The sequence below is a fragment of the Serratia sp. JSRIV006 genome (assembly GCF_019968685.1).
GTDB lineage: Bacteria > Pseudomonadota > Gammaproteobacteria > Enterobacterales > Enterobacteriaceae > Chania > Chania fonticola_B.
Map to the genome: position 1 here is coordinate 109,316 of NZ_CP074137.1, position 17,582 is coordinate 126,897.

Below are 17,582 nucleotides of genomic sequence, written 5' to 3' on the forward strand. Positions count from 1 at the left end.
GACTCTGAGGTGTCTGTTAAACCCGTGGCGATTCACGTTGCCTGATAATCGAGGGGATATCACCAGTCGGTTATATGAACATATCTGCGCAAATAGGCTGGTGGCTAAGGATTACCAAGATGATTACCTGAGCATTCGGTACTTTATGAAAGGATCGGCGCATATCGTATTCAGAAAGCCCGAATTGATTGATAGGATGAATGATATTGTCGCTAAGCATTACCTAGGAATGTTAGCCGAAAAATAGGTTGAGTGTAGTATGTTTGCTACGGTGAAAGCATAGCTAAAGGAGAAATGGCATGACATGAAAGCCCGCATTCATTCCAAGCTTATATGTTTAAGACGTTACACTTTCATTCGTGATTGATTTTAAGGGGCTTGTTGATTGCGTTCAAGCTGACTGAGCACTATATGGACTGTTGAACGAAGACTAACGACTTTAAGTGGGCGACGGTATCTGCGCTTTGCTGGGGGAGACCGCCCGCTCAGTGCCCAGGCTGTGTGAAAACGTTTTTGATCGCATAAGCTGCCAAAAACAGAGCTGAAAACCGCGTCCCTACGTAAAATTTGACTCTGCTAACCAGCCGATCGATTTCAGATTTTGCATAGCATTGTGCACTTAAGTTTTTTCGTCAGAGTTTTCACACAGCCTGTGCCAAAAGCGGTCATTGCCTGAAGGCTCTGCCAGCTCATTATTGCCCCATTCCGTGTTTTGGCTCGTTAGCTCCCACTCCTGTTGCCATATAAATTCTCATCTATTTGCCTATGCTTGGCCCTACCGTAAAGCGACTAACAATGTATGGGCATACAGTCGTATTTAAATTTAGATATTTTGGGATGATTTTAAGACAATAGCAGTGCGAATTAACTCCATCGGCAATCAAAAAACTCTATAAAATCAGGTGACTATAGTAGCTGACTTTTAGTTAATAGGTTTGGAAAACACGCATGCGCGTTTTTCCATATTGTGTATTTGATAGAAAGCTGATAAGTTCTTTGCATACATATGGGTAACTATGTGTATTTTCACTGGACTAACATGATAAACGCGCACACGCATGAATTAAATGTTAGAAACCACAGGGAGAAAAATATGCAAATAACCACTACACTCACTCTTACAGCTGCAGAGGAAGCCGAAATATCTGCGATATTAGGTTGTGACGTTCCCGATCTAAATACTCGTCTTAATTCGTGCCTTGCTGCCTCTATCCAAGAGTACTTGGCCATGTTTCGTGGGCAGAAGGTATTTAAACGTGGGAGCGATTTGCTTGAGTATCGGCTGTTGCTGCTCATCGAAACAGCATTCAATGGCGCAATCCCCGACGAGCGTACAGTCAGCAGCCTGTTTCAAACAACATTGACAGAAAGTAGATCGCTTATTCGATCGGTGATTTCAAAATATCAGTATCAATTGAAGTCGCACATCGAAAGAACTCTCAGCTCATCACTAATGGCGGCTAACCGACAGAACAACACTCAAGATTATACTGTAGTTATTAATAGCCAAAACGTAGTCGATGAATTGAATAAGGCTCTTGCTGATATTGATGGAAGCCTTGCGCCTGTTGGAAAGAAGAGGGGGAGCGTATCTACATATGAAATATCACCTTCTTCCTATAATAACCTTTGTACCAAGTTTAACGTCCAGCCTAATCCCTGATTCCTATGAGCGATTTACTTTCAGCATCAAGCTTACTCATGGCCATTTCGGCAATTCTATTTAGTCTTTGGTATGGAGATATTTCGAAGTCCCTCGAAATATCTCCTAAGAGCCATAGTGTGGATAACGTAGCGGCCAAACAATCAGTAACTACCACGATTTTCAGTAAAGCCTTACCGGTGGCAATAATGGCACTTTCAGTGGCGCTTATCTTTCTGCCGGACGCTATTAAAATCACCAAAGAATCATTCTTGATTTATTCTTCGAGTGATTATGATCTCTATAGGTATGATGCCGTCCGAACAGCGTATTGCTTCGTAACTATATTATCTATATTGCTTGCCAGCTACATGTGGGTGTTGGTTTGGAAATTATGGTCATTGAGAAAGCAGCTAAGCTAACGGTTTCTAACAAGTTGCTGCACGCGGATAAATTACTCGCTGCGCTCGCAATTTACCGGTGAGCAAAGCGTTATGAGTCTCATTAGCCAGATGAATATTTTTGATTTTGTATCGTTTTGAAAATGTGGCTCGGTTCACGGTCTTTCACTGTGTGCATTAATGTGGGCGGTAGTTAGGAACTGGTTTTACATATAAAGCTGGTATTTTTCTAAAATCGAGCAGAAAGCTAGAAATCTCATAACAAGGGGCTGCTATCGATAGAGCACGGTGTTAAGTCCGCAATTCGCTCGTAGCTGCCCCTTGGGCCTTACCTACGGTAGTTTGGTGCCAAGAGCAGACATTGGTAATGTTTTCAAAGTAATTTTAGTTTAATCTTTTGATTTAAGATATTTTAACTCTAGATGGGTCTAAATGTGGGTTAACAATAACTTTTTGAATTAAAAAATAAATATGGATGGTATGTTATTTGTGAAATATCATAAGAAAAAAAAGGGTTAAAGTATCTAGGAAAACCAGAGTCACCACCAAGTTGGTATCGTAATAGGGGGCAATCTTATTGGAGTTGCTCCCGATAAAAAGGGTACTTACACTAAAATTAGGACAGTCTCAACCGGCAATGTATCTCCACTTGTTCCCTTCTTTTATATATGCTTGTCCATAGCCTATGCCAAGTTTTTTGTGTTCTTTTAAAAAACAGGTGGCGCATATATTATAACCACAACCATTTACTATTGCATCCACCATATAATTCAAACATGAAAAATCAAAGTTGCAAAAATTACATTCATCGATATCTCCATTCCAATACATATCTAAAAGTTCTTGATTCTTATTATGGTTACTTATTGATATCTCTAATTTTTTTTCATCATCATGAGCTCTTTTTAATAAAATTGGATGTGGTGTATTTTTCTTTAAACCAATAATGTATGGGGTTATATAAATAACTTTAGCAGTAGTATTAATATCATTTACTATGCCAAATCCTGAAAATTTGCTATGACCACCGCTTGGTCTAAAGAAACCGTAAGCTGTTGAAGTTGTTATCCATTTGTAATTAATTGATAAAACTATTTTGTAACCACCTATATTAGTATAGATGTGAGGATTTAATTTTTCTTGAGGTGTGGTTTTTATTCCATACGAGCCCGGAATTATTATATCTTTTGTTCTAAATCTATCGGTAAAGCTCACATAACACCCAATAATATCATCAGGGTATGATATGGCTTCATTTAATGGAATTGATTTTAAGTCAATTTTATTAATTGTACTCTTAAAGTTTTCCATAATATAAAAAAGATTCATACCAAAATCAAAGAGTGTATCTATTTTTTCAAGGTCATATTTATTGGCTTCTTCATTTAAATCAGATGATAACATTGATAGTCTTGGGATGTTTAAATAATAAGCTTGTTCTATTTTCACTTCCCAGGATGGGCTAGTGTTTAATTTATTTTCAACCCATTGCTCATGAAGCTTTTTAATTTCCTTTAATTTATCAACAGTATATAAATTAGTATCATTATCTACTATGGTATGGTGTTTTTGGCAAAGTAAGAGCAGATTTTCAATATCATCCCTTTCCACAGTGGTTAAATTACTTTTTCCTCTAGGCCCATCATTTTTTTCAGCAACAATATGAGCAACTTCGCCAATTGGAATGAGATGGCTACTATTTTTATCTTTTTCTTCAATAAGTATCTGCTTGCATATCGAACATCGTGCTGCTGCTTTACCCCATATCATCTTAATTGTTTTAGTTTTAACTGCCATAATATATCCTGTTGAAACTCTGTCATGAATTAACATTACTTAGTATAACTCTTTTCATTGATGAGATGTACAAAGTAAAACATTACTAAAGTGGACTAGACGTTCCGCTCAGCAAAAGAGAATATTAACTCAATATGCTTTTCAGATATAGACGGTAGGTAACATTATCGATATCTGATAACGGAGTAAAACCAGCCTGTTTATAAAATGTGAATGCCGATAGTGGCGCATTTGTGTAAATCAAATAAAACCAATGACTTGACCATTTCAGAATTAAATTGAGCAGGTTATCAGTATAAGCCCCTAACAGTTTTTCGCCCGACTTATCAAACGATTTTGCTCGTTCAGCCAGTTTTCTTCCAGTCTGTGCAGCATGTTTAATAACATTGATATACTCTCCGATTTCAAACTCTGAAATCCTAAGCCATCAGAGGTAATATTTGTAATTGTAATGTCCATTAGCTGTCCCCTTTAATTATTTCTAAGAGCATATATATTGCGATCCGTGGCGTTTCAAAGCTTTTTAGTAAAATCAGCATATCCGCTTCTCGCTCATTTCAAACCTTCGTGCTTGCCCGTTAAGTAGCAGAATCGGTCGTTGCCAAGTTTAATTAGCGGGGGACTGGTTGTTAGCAATTAAAAAACGAAGTCGCTCTGGTCATCATCTCCCTGCTTCTCAGATATTAAATCGCTGAAGGAAATAGTATTACTTTTGGGTTTTTCTCCCAATGAGAGTTCAGTCACCCTTAATTTTAACGGTATGGGACTAACAACACCACTAAATATACAGGTTCCTATAGATAAAGTCGGAATAGACTCTTCCGTCAGTCGATCTATATATGATACCGATTTTTCGATTACGTAAAGATCATTTTGATTAATCAGGCGATGAATAAAATAATTGTGTGCCTGGGATATGATTGTTGAAGATATATCATTAGGGCGTTGGCTGGAAATAGTGATAAAAACGCCAAACTTTCTTCCCTCCTTTATAATTTCCTCAAAGGTTTCCAAACGATAATCCTTCCAGCTTTCTGTCTCCCGAAAAGAAGTATTAGACAAAATATTGTGAGCTTCATCTATGATTATATGCAGTGTTGATGGCTCGGTAGATATCTTCTTCATGTTGTAAGCCCACTTGGCTATCAGAAGAGGAAGTGTCTTTTTCATGGTTATATTAACCATGTTAAGATTTACTACTGTGAAGTTATATTCACCCCAGAAATCCAGTTGTCCAGAAGTATCAAAAATTTTGGAAATATCTTTACGATTAGCATTCATTCTGTTTATAACTGGTGAGATATGTTCAGGATTGGACTTGTTAGATAAATATTCCTGAATTAACTGTAGATACATGAAATCTAACAGTTCTTCAATCATATCTGCTTTAAAAACAAAATTACTTGCGAGACTGAAGAGATAGGAACGCTCAGTATCAGCCTCAGCATTGAAAACATTACCCGTTCTCAGCTTCCATTTGTATGCAACTGAATGGAACTCAAGATCAGATATCAGCTCCGGGTCATCTTTAAAAATCGGACTAAAAAGCTGATTAACAGCATCACATTTAGGCTTATCACCACTAAACAAATTTTGCCTGACTTTTTTCTTTAGGATATTACGCATAAACTCAAGAGGATCGTCAACAGCCATCACTCTCATGCGAAACTCAAGTACTCGTTTCAGAAATGGTTTCTGTGTTTTGTCTGTTGCATCGGTCAAAACGGAGAGCATGTCATGCTCAAGCAGAACCTCTCTGGGTAGAGGAAGTTTATCGCCATTTGTATGATGCGTGTTGAGGTTATAAACCGTCTTCTCATCAGTAATGCAGTGTGGGCCGGTATATTCCCCGTTAAAGTCGAATAGAATAAATTTGCATCTTTCTCTGAAATGCTCGCCGAGCATGCGTTTTACTTGGGCAGTACCTGCTTTGTATAGCGCGGCCAGGGTGTTTGACTTCCCACTACCAGTATTGCCAAAAATGGCAATATGCGAATTAATGAGGCCATTAACCGGCAGTGCAATTTCGATATTTTCAAGATCTGTACGGGTAAACCTCATTACTGTTTCGCCTGCATCAGCTATTTGATGAACCGTTTGTATCATCTCTTCAGTCACCACGAAAGCTTCGTTACCAATGAGGGGCAGTTCACGTGAGCCACCAATGAAGCACCCTGTGCGATCAATATAACCCGTCAGGGTAGAGGTCAGGTATCGTCGATAGCGCCAAGCATCACTGCCGCTGCCACCAAGATGTTTTTCCTCAATGACACGTTCCGCTTCAACCTTGCCGATCAGGCTCATGAATCCTTTTTTGATCTCAATGAAGCTACCCACTGATACATTTCTCAGAACTTTTCCCTGATAAAATAAGTCGCTGAGATTCTTGTTCTTATCCACTAGAATGGTAACCGTGCGTCCAGATACCTCGCAGACTTCGCCTACACGAAGCACCGCTTCTTCATCAGTAAAATGCCTGCTCACCTCGAGCCTCCCAGATAGCACGTGATAATGTTGTTCATTACCGGAAAATCAACATTCCCTCCCGGGCGATAAATAATCTCTACGTTAGAATAATCACGGAATTTCTCCATAAAGCCGTCAACGCTGGCCTCATTGAAAGCGAAGATCAGCAGTTTCAAGGTGGCGTTACGCAAGGCTTTTTTGGTTATCGTTTCAAGGTGCTCATCAGCAAACGAAAAGCCAAAGATAACCAGGAGGGTGGCTTCTTTATCAAGCTCGTTGGAATAGGTCCTCAGTAAATCATAGTAAACGTTCTGCAGCAGTGTCTCTTTAAACTTCTCCTTACGTGGAAGAATAAGTGCATGAGCGAGCACCCATTTTTTCATTTCGGCTAGAGTGGCAAAGCTAAGAGGTTTTCCATCACCAATATTATAAATAATCTTTCCTTTATAATGCTCCCAAGAAAGCGATCCATGAAGCTTTATAAGGTTAACAGTAGGGAGTTCAACTTTATAATTATACAGATTTCCTGTTGCACTTACAGAATAATTAAAACTGCCCGCATCAAATTCTTCAACCCCCCAGATGTTTGCTCTTTTATTGAATCCATCATTAAAAAGAATATTGTTGTTTCGCGTGGCAGCTTCTTCAATGAATAAATCATAATTAGTTGTGAAAACGTTAATGCGCCTCGGAAGCAGGCCAGTCCGGCGGAGGGTCAGTATTTTTTCCAGCGAAGACATAAATGTATCATAATTCGCACGGGTACATTCCACGTTGGTGATCACCGGAGGTGCGAAGGGTGCGCCGTTACCGCGCTCCAACATGCATTCATGCGGAAGCCAGACCGCTGACAAAAAGTCAGTGGTCATCCTGAAGTATTCCTCTTCCTGCTCATCATTAATCAGCTGCTGAAGATCGGTTTCGATTGACCCCAGTACTTTAATCGCAGGCAGCGATGCGCCTGATCCGATGAGAAAGTTAATGTTAGCTGACTGAAATACCCGCTCAAAGTAGTCTCGGTCACTATTGTTGCCGTAGTAGGCGCGCTTAACTGCCATCTTATCCTTCCATAAAACATGGGATTAACCTGTATTATTTAATCTTAACTCCGCGCTCAATACTTTGACATCAATTCTTCTGGAAATTGGTATGGTTCCTGCTATATCAAGGGCACGATCGGGTGCTGATCCCTTGTGCCTCAAGGCTTTCTCGAATTACCTGCAGAAAATAGTTATTATAGGTGTGGCAGCAAAGTTGCAAGGTTCGCTCAACGCTCACAGCGGACCTAGCGATCTAGTCTTCTGTCCGCTTCGTGCCGCGATTAAAATTGGTGGCGTCGCCACAGGGCATACGGCGGACTCAGCCCGGAACCGTTTGAAAATCAGCCCCTAGCTCAGAAGCTTGTCCACATTACTCGGGTAGGAGTGACCTGCTCCCCGTTTATTTAGTACACCGTGATGTTAGTAATGTCTTCACGAGGGGTTTCGATTGCGAGCCGTTATAACTAACTGTGAGGTAAGTGATCGAGCTAGCCTTCAATACCTACCAATCCCCACAAGCAAAATTATTTGGGGGCACAATAGGGGGCACCAACCAAAATACAACACGATAAAATTAAGTAAATTCAATAGCACTAGCTATCAAATGCGACTCCTGTGATCGCCGAAAAAGCACACTAGGAAAAGATAACAACAGTGACAATGAGCGCATCAGACGCCGCTGTATACCGGGATGGGGCGGAGGGTAGCTGTGAGACTGTCCCATGCCTGAACCTCTGAGGTCGCAATACGCATCCCCTTTTTTCTGAGTATCGCCACGTCGGCTGCGATCCGCTGCATACCGAACCAAAACAGACCATCCAGCGCCGTTACCGCGAGTCCGTTCTCAAGTGCCTTTTTAAGCCGCTCGCGCGGCATTTTTATTTCCCTGGCAATCTCCCGGTAAGGCTCTGCGGTTTCGCCTGACGATACTTCCCTGCGAATGCGGGTTGACAGACGGTATTGAAATTCATCCGGTACCTTACTCAAATCAGACTTTACGCTGTAAACACAGCCAAAACGCTTGCCGTTGAACACTGCGCTTTTCTGACTGAGTTGCAGTTCATCCCGTAGCTCGGCAATCAGTTGTGGGGCACGCACCAACAGCAAACGAAAAGGCAGTTCAAAGCTGGTGACATAATCCACATTCAGCAATGCGATGCGCAGACGCTCGATACTTCCAGCCCGCACCTGACGGCATTCTTTGAGGACTTCAGCCCATTGCTGCGCAATACGCGGCGTTTCATTAACTTCCGCGAAGCTATATTTTTCAATCTGGTAATCAATACGTTCGACCATGCTGGTTTCCCTTCGCCTACCCGTCGGTCACTTTATCAACGGTCTACGATAATCGGAAGCCAATTTGTTGTTGGTATTGAGGTGGCGCACAAGCGCCTGACACATTTCCGGGTTCCAGCCGAAACTAGCAGGAAGCAAATCGGTGTGTTCGGATACAGTATCAGGTCTAGCCGCAAATCGTTGCGGTGGAACGCGCCTTCCGGGGCGACCTTTTTGATGAAGCGGCGGAATCGGATGTCATGTTGCTAGGTCTCCCGTGAAACCGTCCTGGTGGACCACGGTGCCGGTTTCGGGTTGGTTATCTTACAGAAAACGCTACTCAAGGTTCGGCAGGTTGCTCCAGTGGCGGGCCGTGCGGGCCTGTTTGCCTTCCCTCTGTCATTCCCCGTAAAACTCAGCCCCAAGCCCCCCATGTTAGAATTAATAAGTACAGGGGGGAGGTAATTTAAAAATTAATGAACGGGAAAGTATCCCTGAAACGCTGCTCAATCTCAGGATGTTTTTCTAATGCTTGCAATGCAGCTTAGGGGGACATTCCTCTCCCAGATCTTTACCACGTTTTAATGCTATACCGCACAAATTTTTTTTGAGAAGCTGAACCTTTCCAATAACAAACCCAATGACACCATGGTCGTCTTTGGTTAGTCCATGTAACATAGTTAACTACCTCCCCTTACTCATTTTATCACCACCAATATTTCCAGTCGCCAAAAAATCATCCATTGATGATGATGGTATTTTAGGTATAGCACAAAATCTACTTTCTTCTTAAATTATGCATTTCCCTTTCAATCTCTTCTGGAGTTCTTTTACGCTTTTCAAAGCCAACCACACCAATAACATTATGATTTAGATCCATAAAAACTTTTAATACATGATTTTCATTGTGGCAATTTATAATTAATATTTTCTCATCTGAAATCCTCATCAGCATATCTATTAGCTCATTAATTCCAAAGTATTTAACGCCAGCCTTGTCAAGGTATTTCTTGTGTATTTTAAATTCATTAATGGCTATGCTTTTATCATATTCGACCTCGATCAATTTTATCGAGGTCGAAAGTAAATCAATTGTCTCTTTAGACAATTTTTTATTATCAAAAAATCCGAGCCTGCTTATCAAGTAATCAATAGTTATCATGGTTTAAATACCTCAATGCCGCTATCACGAATCCCTTGCATAAGAACTTCTTGTTCAAAATACTTATCATCAGAAAACTCCCATGACCATTTTTCGTTACCCTTTGGAGCTTCAGCTTTAACTCTCAAAATTATACCATCAGTCTGAGCATAGAAACGAGCTATAGCAGGGTCTCGCGTCCAAGAAGTATATGGACTAATACCAGAAACATTTCCTTCGTTATGAAGTTCCGGAGTAATACCAGAATTTATATCACCAGGCTCAATCCGCCCATTAAAATTATTATCAGCATCAGGATGTCCTCGATGTACACCGCGATAGTTATAAGTACCAACCTCCGCCTCTGGTAGCACAGGGATATCATCATATTTATCCCAACTAAACTGTCCATTTGCTGAACCAATAGGTTCTGGCTTTGTTGATGTTTTGGTGTTAATGACATCAAGCCCTAATGGGTCAATGTACGATATCGGGTTACTATCGACATAGTGATAATTATTTAGCCCAGCTCTAAGTCCTATCGGATCCGCCGTCAGATACCGCCCAATCCCCGGATCATAATACCGGTTCAGGTTGTAATACAGTCCGCTTTCCGCATCTTCGTACTGCCCCTGAAAACGCAGTGGGTTGTTCACCTTCGGTTGTGGGTGTTCATCCCGAGTATCCGGCGGTGTCCATTCCTCCGTCAACTGCCCATAGGCGCTGTACTGCCCCCGCCATACGGTGTTGCCCTGGCTGTCCGTCAGGCTGTGCGGCGTGCCAAGGTGGTCATTCTGGTACCAATAGGTCCTGACCTTCGGGCTGTTCACCCGTGATGAGCCTACTATCGTCGCCATCGGTCGGTGGCTGCCCGGCTCATACAAGAACGTCTGCCAGTGCTGTTGATTGTCCGTTTCCGCAATCAGCTTATTGCCCTGCCACAGGTATTCCGTGGTCTGGCCCTCTACGGTTTTACTGGTCCGGCGGTTAAACGCATCATAGGTGTAAGTGGTTACTTGCCCGTGTGGATCGGTCCGCTTTATCAGCCGGTGCCGACAGTCATAGGCAAAGGTGGTCACCAATTTGTGGGCCTTGCCGCGTCGCTCTACCGTCAGGTTACCAAAGAGATCGTACTCGAAGTGCCTGTCACCAAAAAACGCCAGCCGGTTGCCAGGGGCGCTGTCCCGCTCGCCATGTTCACTGACCCGGTTACCGGCCCCGTCGTACAGGAAGTTTTCCCCTGCCACGCTGTGCCGATCTATCGCCGTGTGGCTGCTAGGGAATTGGGCGCTCAGCAACTGCCCCCGCGCATCATAGCCGTATTCCCGTGGGGCATTGCCCGTAATGCTCGCTAGTTCACCCTGTGCCTGGTAACGGTAATGCTGCTCCCACAGTGGCTGTAGCCCCATCTCGCCGGGCCCCTGCAAGCGGTGTTCCACCATACGCCCCAGACTATCGTACTGGTAGCGGTTGACCAGCCCGTTGCCCTGCCGCCGCTCCTGCTCGCGCCCGGCGTTGTCGTGGTTGAACGCCAGCAGCGGCTGTTCGTTTAGCGTGATCCCCTGTACCCGGCCATGCTGATAGTGGTAGCCCAGTTGTTGGCCGTCCGGCAGTCGGCTGCCTTTCAGCAACCCGCTATGTGGATCGTACTGATAACGTTGCGTTGCCCACCCTTGGTGCTCTGCCACCAGGCGATTGGCGATGTCGTATTCCCAGGCCAGCGGCATCTGCCCGTCATTGACGGCAATTAACCGCCCCAGGGCATCATAGTCGTACTGCTCTACCTGCCCATCCGGCAGGGTCTTACGCAGCAGTTTTCCCTGCCAGTCTCGCTGGTAGGTTGTGACCAGCGGCTCCGCATCTGGCTGATTACCGTATTCTCGCTTTTCAATCAGCCTGTCGTTCAGATCGTACGCATACGCGGTTTTAACCCCGTCAAACCCGATCTCTTCACTCAGCAGCCCCGTCGCCGTGTAAGCCAGGCGGTAACTTTCCCCTTTCGGGTTGAGGATCTCACTGACCTGCAGGTGCGTGTTGTCGTAACGATACTCCAGCGTACTGCCATCTGGCAGGATCTTGCGCGTCAGCAGATGCAGGGGGGCTGCGTACTCGTAGCGGGTAACCAAACCGGCCGGATCGCGCGATTCGGTCACCTTGCCATAGGCATTGTAACGGTATCGCTGGGTGCGGCCGTCCGGCGTGGTCTGCTCCAGCAACCGTTCCAACGCATCCCAGACAAAATGGGTGGTATTACCTGCTTCATCGGTGACGGCGATCGGCTGGGTGCCAAGGGGGGTATAACGGTAACGGCGCACGCTACCGCCACTGGTGGTACTCTCCAGTAAACGCCCTACGTTATCCCAACGATACGTTTGTGTCACCCCGTCAGGATGGGTAACGGCGCGCATCTGCCCGTTCGGGAAATAGTCGTACTCGGTCACCTGTTCCCCGGGTGAGCGCGCCGCGTAGATATCCCCATGTTCATTAATGCTATTGAGCCACACTTGCTCCAGGCGGCCACTACCCTTGGCCACCCGCTTGAGCTGACCGTCCAGATAGGTATAGCGCGTCATGCTGCCATCCGGGCTCAGTTCGAGCACCAGGTTACCCGCGTCGTCATAAAAATAACGGGTCTGCTGGCCCAACGCATCGGTGGTGCTGACGCGTAGCCCCTCTTCGTTGTACGTATGGCGGGTTTCTGCACCGTTCGCTGCCCGCCGGAAAATCAGCCGGGCCTGGCCGTCGTATTGATAGATCTCCTGGCTGCCGTCGCAGCGCCTTAGCGTCACCTGCCGCTGGTTATCGTCCCACAGGTAACGGGTATCTAACTGGGCGAAATTGCCATACTGACGGATACAGCGTGATGCTGGCCCCACGCCTTCCCAGGCCCAGTTAAAACAGGCGCCGCCCGCCAACTGGCGCTGTGTGATGACATGGGCCTCGTTGTACTGGTAGTGCTCTTGCTCCCCACAGGCGTTCAGGGCGCTGGCCAGTTGCCCGGCCGCGTTGTAGGTGTAATGTGCCAGCACTTGCTGCGTCACCCAGACCGCATCACGATAGGCCTCTTCACGGATCAGTGCCTGCAAATGGACCTGCGCGATGTGCGCCGAGTCATCATCCGTGTACTGGAACAACAACCGGCCCTGCACATGCTGTAGGTGGATCAGGCGCTGCTGGCGATCGTATTCCAGTTGCAGACGGTTGTGATATTTGTCGCTGAGGGCGGTCAACCGCCCCCATTCTCCCTCACGCACAAAGGTATACACCCCAGCGCCACCGCCAAAGGTGAGGCTGTATTCGTTCTCGTGGCTACCGAGGGCCAGCACCGCGCCCCCGAGCACATTGGTCAGGATTGGGTGTTCGGCATTCGGATAGGGGAAGGGGGTCCGCTGGTTTTCATCGTTATGCCAGACAATGGTGTCGTCGGTAAAATGCAGGCGGTGGGAAAGGCTATGGCTCCAGCCGTACCCCAAACCCAGATCCAACTCACAGGCGCTGGTGCGGTAAAAACGCTGCCAGGTGAAGGGCAGCAGCCCCGGCAGGCTGCCTTCGCTGATCGTCAACAGTTCTTCGCCGGTGCACAACGAAACCGGATCGCCGTCCTTATCAGTGTGCTCGCTTCTTGGCGTCGCCTTGCCCTGCGGATTTTGACCGCTGCTGTTAGCTTGGATGACCGGCGATTCAAACCTGGTTTCATGCAGGTTATTGGACCCAGTGGGTAGACTACTCTGATTTTCCAGGCTCTTGCCCAAGCCAGCGGAGTCGATATTCGCGGTTTTTTTGATATTTAACGGAACAGCCCCTGCCCGAATAGGGTTCTTGGCCAAATAATGGGGGACGTGTTCATTGATCAGGGAAATGATTTCTTTTATCCCCCCCATGATCGCTTTCCCTGCACCGGCATTGGCACGAAATAACGGTTTCATTGACTCTCCTTGATTATCGGGCCGGGCTAATACCGGCTAAGCTATCCAACCCATCTAGGGCTAATTTGGCTACGGCACCGGGTAGCACGATGTAAAGCAACAGCATCATGACCAATTCGCCTGCCGCTCCCCCGGCAAAATCGGCGATCTGTTGCGGTGTCAGCAGGCAAAAGTAGCTGTACAGGGCGTGGGCACAGATAAACATCAGCATCTCATCGGAGAGGATCACCAACGTATCGGCAATCTCTTTTTTGCCGGTGTCATACAGCTCTTTCATTTTATCCACCCCCTTTTTGCCGATATAAGCCAGCATGGCGTCCAGGTTCTCGCTGGTGACCCATTGCACGATCTTTTTGGCTGTCTCGTACAGTTCGAGGATTTTGTCGCGTAACCCGGCAAAAAACGCTTTGAACGCCTGGGTAAAGTCCACCTGAGCGCCTCTGTCTGTAAAATCCTTCCAGGCTGCCTGCTGGTGTGTTTTCCACTGGGTTTCCAGCAGGTTGGTACACTTGACGATCAGCTCGCTGTAGGATTCATCCAGCCGCTGGAGGTTACTTTCACTGCTGGCCTGGGCGTTGACGACAACGTGATAGGTATACGCATCGTCGCACTCGGGCAGATTGATGGTGGCCATCCCGTTGTCATCGAAGGCCAGGCCATCCAGCACCGTGATGTCCTCAAAGTCTGAGGACGCCATGTTGTTGTAGTAAGGTCCGTACGCCTGATTGACACTCATGTAGGCTATCTGCCGAAATTGCTCCGGGGTCTTTTTCTTACGTTTGATGATCTTGAAGGGCGAACCCGCGATTGGGATATACCCCTTGGCTTCAAAGGCGTGCGTCAGGGTAATGGGTTGATTAAGGGTGCACTGCATGACGCCGTTAAGCTTTTCATCGTCTATCCGCTTGGTGGTAATGACAAAGTCCCCGACCTTCACCTCTTGATCCATCAACAGCAAGCTGCCCAATAGCGGAAACTCTGTCGTATCGTGGTAACGCGTCAGGCAGGATTTAAAATTGTTCAGCGTCTTCTGGAAAAGCCTCTCAGGGTCGATGGGGGCAGAAGGGATCGTCACCCGTTTGTTGTAATTCCCGTATGCGCTGCTGGTATACGTCGTCGAGTTGTTGCCATACCCATAATAACTCATCACTCACTCTCCAATGTGGTGACGATGCGAGCCATCAGCCCTTCACGCTGCCCATGGCTTTGCACCAGTAAATGTCGGATCTTCATCTCCAGTAAGGCAGGGGAAAAACGCCCATAGAGATCGGCACGGGTTACCTGCAATTGCTGTAATGCCTGGGCAATCACCGGCCCAGGATCCGTTTTCAGAAGTTGGTCAATCAGACGTTGCGGCACCTGCCACCAGGGGCTGACCTGGGCTTGCGCCGTGGGATCTACCGGGCAGGTAAGCACCTCGCCGTTTATCCAGTAATCCGAGAACACCGGCAGAACATCTATCCAGTGCTCTCCCATATAACGCAGGTGTGCTGGCAGAAAACGCCCATCCCAGTAGCGGAAAAACACCGCTTTACCCCCAGGCATGATCACCTGGGTCAGACCACGAAGATGGTCCGTAATGGCAACCTGCGGCAACGGTGAACGTGCCAACCAGCCCCAGTTGCGCAGGGGCGTTTCTGCCACCCAGCGCAGAAACGGGCTGCCGTCAGTGAGCGGCACCAGCACCGGCATCACCTCGAACCAGTTGGCATACGGCGTATTGGCATAAAGCCCGTACGGCGTGCGGCTTCCATCCTCCCGGTAATAGGCCTTGATACCTTGCGCACCGTTGGTATTGGCCAAGACGGCGTACAACGGCGTTCCCGATGTGTTTCTTGCCCAGTCCTGTACGGTCTGTTGCATCTTTATTCCTCCTTGACGATGAGCGGCCAATTAAATTGCGCACCCTTCCTCTTTACATTTCTCACACTCTTCACAGTAGGGGGCGTCACTGCTGAGCACACCCTGCTGAATCAAGGTTGGGGCGGCCAACAACGGCACCACACCTGGCATCTTCAGATTGACGCCCTGTCCACTCCCTGCAGAACCGCTACCCACCTGCAACGATGACGATGTGAAAATGGCCCCTGGTGCCAGTTTGATAAAGCTGCCCCCGGCCTTGAGCGTCAGCTCACTGCCCGCCGAGAGGGTGATTTTGGCCCCGGCTTCAACCGATACTTCCTGCCCAGCCTTCACCACATAGGCGCTGCCAACCTGCAAATGGGATTCGCCATCGGCCAGTTCGGACTTTTTTCCGCTGGTGTGGAGGGTGAGTTCGCCCTTGATGCGGCTTTCCCGGTTGCCCTCGATTTCGCTCAGGCTGTTACCGCCAATCTTGCTGCACTGGTTGGCGCGAATGTCCCAGTGCGCATCGTTATTGACCAGGGCTTTGAGGTCTTTCTGGGCATGCAGGTAAATCTCCTCGCTGCCCGCCTCATCCTCAAACGACAGTTCGTTAAAGCCCTCGGCCTTGTGTGATTTGGTGCGCCAGACAGATTTGGTCTTGTTGGCGGGCAGCGGGTAGGGCGGTTTGTTCAGGCCGTTGTAGTAGCGCCCGCTCACCACCGGGCGATCGATATCGCCGTTCAGGTAGCTGATCAGCACTTCCTGGCCAATCCTTGGCAGCGTCACCGAGCCAAAACCGTCCCCCGCCCACTGGTTGGAGACCGGTACCCAGCAGGAGGCTTTTTCATCCGCCGGGTCGTAACGGTTCCAGTGGAAATGCACCCGCACCCAGCCCAGTTCGTTGACGTACAGCTCCTCGCCCTTTGGCCCGACGATCGTGGCCACCTCGTCCCCGTCGGCCAGCGGCTTGTAACGGTAGCTTGGCCGCCAGTCGATATTGCCCGGCGCAAAGGCCAGTGAGTTGGTGAAGGTAGTGCCGCTGCCGTTACTCTCTTCTTCCAGCGCGGCAGGCTGCTCCCCACGGTGGCTGACGGTGATCACCTGCCAGCGATCGTTACGCGCCTGCACCGGGTGGCCCTGCAAGGTAAAAATCGTGCCCGGCATCAGCCGGATGCTGTTGGTTTCTGCTGCGCCCTGTTGTGTGCCCGCTTGCATGGCCTCCAGCCGCACGGTGCTGAGCTGCGGCCCGGTCTGGTCATCCTGATAACGGCCATAGCTTTCAAATACCGAGTATTGGGTGGTTTCACCACCCAATGCAGGGTCGCTCTGCTTAAACTGCAGAGGATGGTCGGGCCGCCGGTGTTCGCGGTCCTTGAGCACGCTTTCCCGTGACTGCATGAACGCCCCCAGGGTCAGCCGATGGGCGATGTCGCCCTGGGTTGGCGACTGGATATGCGGGTTGAAGGTCAGCGGGATACCTTCCGTCATGCTCAGGTGCGAATCGCCATAAACCAGCTCGTTATCTTCAAACCAGAAGCTGATCCCCACCTCGGCCATCAGCCGCAGGATGAAGTCCAGGTCGCTTTCACGCTTCTGGGTCACGTACTCACGCGGTGGATAGGTCTGCTGGATATGGCTCTGGTAAGGGATGCGGTGTTCATCCAATACCTGATTGACGATGTCCGGCACCGATAGGAAATGGAAGATCCGGCTGTCCTGTTTCAGGCTAAGTACCCAGACATCCGGGCGGATCACCGCCTGATAGTAGGTGCGGCGAAAACCGCTTTCTCCCTGAGTCAGGCTGGCGATCAGCCCTGGGATCGTGCGCTGTTCCTTGCCACTGACGGTGACGGTCAATGCCCCCGGCTGCAGCAACTGTGCTTCCAGTTCGATGTCTGACCGGGTGCTGACCAGGTTTACCGTCAAGGTAAACAGGGTCGACAACCCTTCTTCCAGGGTAAAACCGGCCACGTCAAAGGTGTCCGGAGGCAGTTCACCGAGTTGGCTGCTGAAAAATAATCCGCTGTCCATCGTTCACTCCTTGTGGTG

General features: G+C 47.7%; 10 protein-coding genes and 1 pseudogene. 2 read left to right on the plus strand and 9 right to left on the minus strand.

The features are described 5' to 3' along the window. Positions 1-37 precede the first annotated feature (37 nt). A pseudogene (locus KGP16_RS00490) lies at positions 38-247 on the plus strand (DUF4942 domain-containing protein); the annotation flags it as partial. An 846-nt stretch (positions 248-1,093) separates the two neighbouring features. After that, positions 1,094-1,663, plus strand: coding sequence for a hypothetical protein (locus KGP16_RS00495; protein ID WP_223500615.1), 570 nt, complete (start codon positions 1,094-1,096; stop codon positions 1,661-1,663). 1,007 nt (positions 1,664-2,670) lie between these two features. Here KGP16_RS00495 and KGP16_RS00500 read toward each other — a convergent pair. The 9 genes from KGP16_RS00500 to tssI form a co-directional block, all read right to left on the minus strand. After that, positions 2,671-3,840: a hypothetical protein gene (locus KGP16_RS00500; protein WP_223500616.1), complete on the minus strand. Its 1,170-nt coding sequence runs from the start codon at positions 3,838-3,840 to the stop codon at positions 2,671-2,673. Positions 3,841-4,476: 636 nt separating this feature from the next. Continuing rightward, the gene (locus KGP16_RS00510; RefSeq protein ID WP_223500617.1) at positions 4,477-6,324 is read right to left on the minus strand and encodes an ATP-binding protein; all 1,848 of its coding nucleotides are present in this window, start codon (positions 6,322-6,324) and stop codon (positions 4,477-4,479) included. After that, positions 6,321-7,364 carry an SIR2 family protein gene (locus KGP16_RS00515; RefSeq protein ID WP_223500618.1) on the minus strand — a complete coding sequence of 348 codons (1,044 nt, stop codon included), beginning with the start codon at positions 7,362-7,364 and terminating at the stop codon, positions 6,321-6,323. Before KGP16_RS00515 ends, KGP16_RS00510 begins: the two co-directional genes overlap by 4 nt. A 651-nt stretch (positions 7,365-8,015) precedes the next feature. Further along, the gene (locus KGP16_RS00520; protein WP_179252641.1) at positions 8,016-8,642 is read right to left on the minus strand and encodes a DNA-binding protein; all 627 of its coding nucleotides are present in this window, start codon (positions 8,640-8,642) and stop codon (positions 8,016-8,018) included. Between the two features lie 757 nt (positions 8,643-9,399). Beyond that, the gene (locus KGP16_RS00525; RefSeq protein ID WP_223500619.1) at positions 9,400-9,783 is read right to left on the minus strand and encodes a hypothetical protein; all 384 of its coding nucleotides are present in this window, start codon (positions 9,781-9,783) and stop codon (positions 9,400-9,402) included. Then, positions 9,780-13,688, minus strand: a complete 3,909-nt coding sequence (locus tag KGP16_RS00530) for an RHS repeat-associated core domain-containing protein (protein WP_223500621.1) — start codon at positions 13,686-13,688, stop codon at positions 9,780-9,782. The genes KGP16_RS00525 and KGP16_RS00530 overlap by 4 nt, the downstream gene beginning before the upstream one ends. A 13-nt stretch (positions 13,689-13,701) precedes the next feature. Then, positions 13,702-14,835 carry a hypothetical protein gene (locus tag KGP16_RS00535; RefSeq protein ID WP_223500623.1) on the minus strand — a complete coding sequence of 378 codons (1,134 nt, stop codon included), beginning with the start codon at positions 14,833-14,835 and terminating at the stop codon, positions 13,702-13,704. Then, complete coding sequence (locus tag KGP16_RS00540; protein ID WP_223500625.1) at positions 14,835-15,551, minus strand: DUF4123 domain-containing protein; 717 nt, start codon at positions 15,549-15,551, stop codon at positions 14,835-14,837. Before KGP16_RS00540 ends, KGP16_RS00535 begins: the two co-directional genes overlap by 1 nt. 30 nt (positions 15,552-15,581) lie before the next feature. Further along, positions 15,582-17,564 (minus strand): type VI secretion system tip protein TssI/VgrG, encoded by a 1,983-nt coding sequence (tssI, locus tag KGP16_RS00545; RefSeq protein ID WP_223500627.1) that lies wholly within the window; start codon positions 17,562-17,564, stop codon positions 15,582-15,584. Positions 17,565-17,582 lie beyond the last annotated feature (18 nt).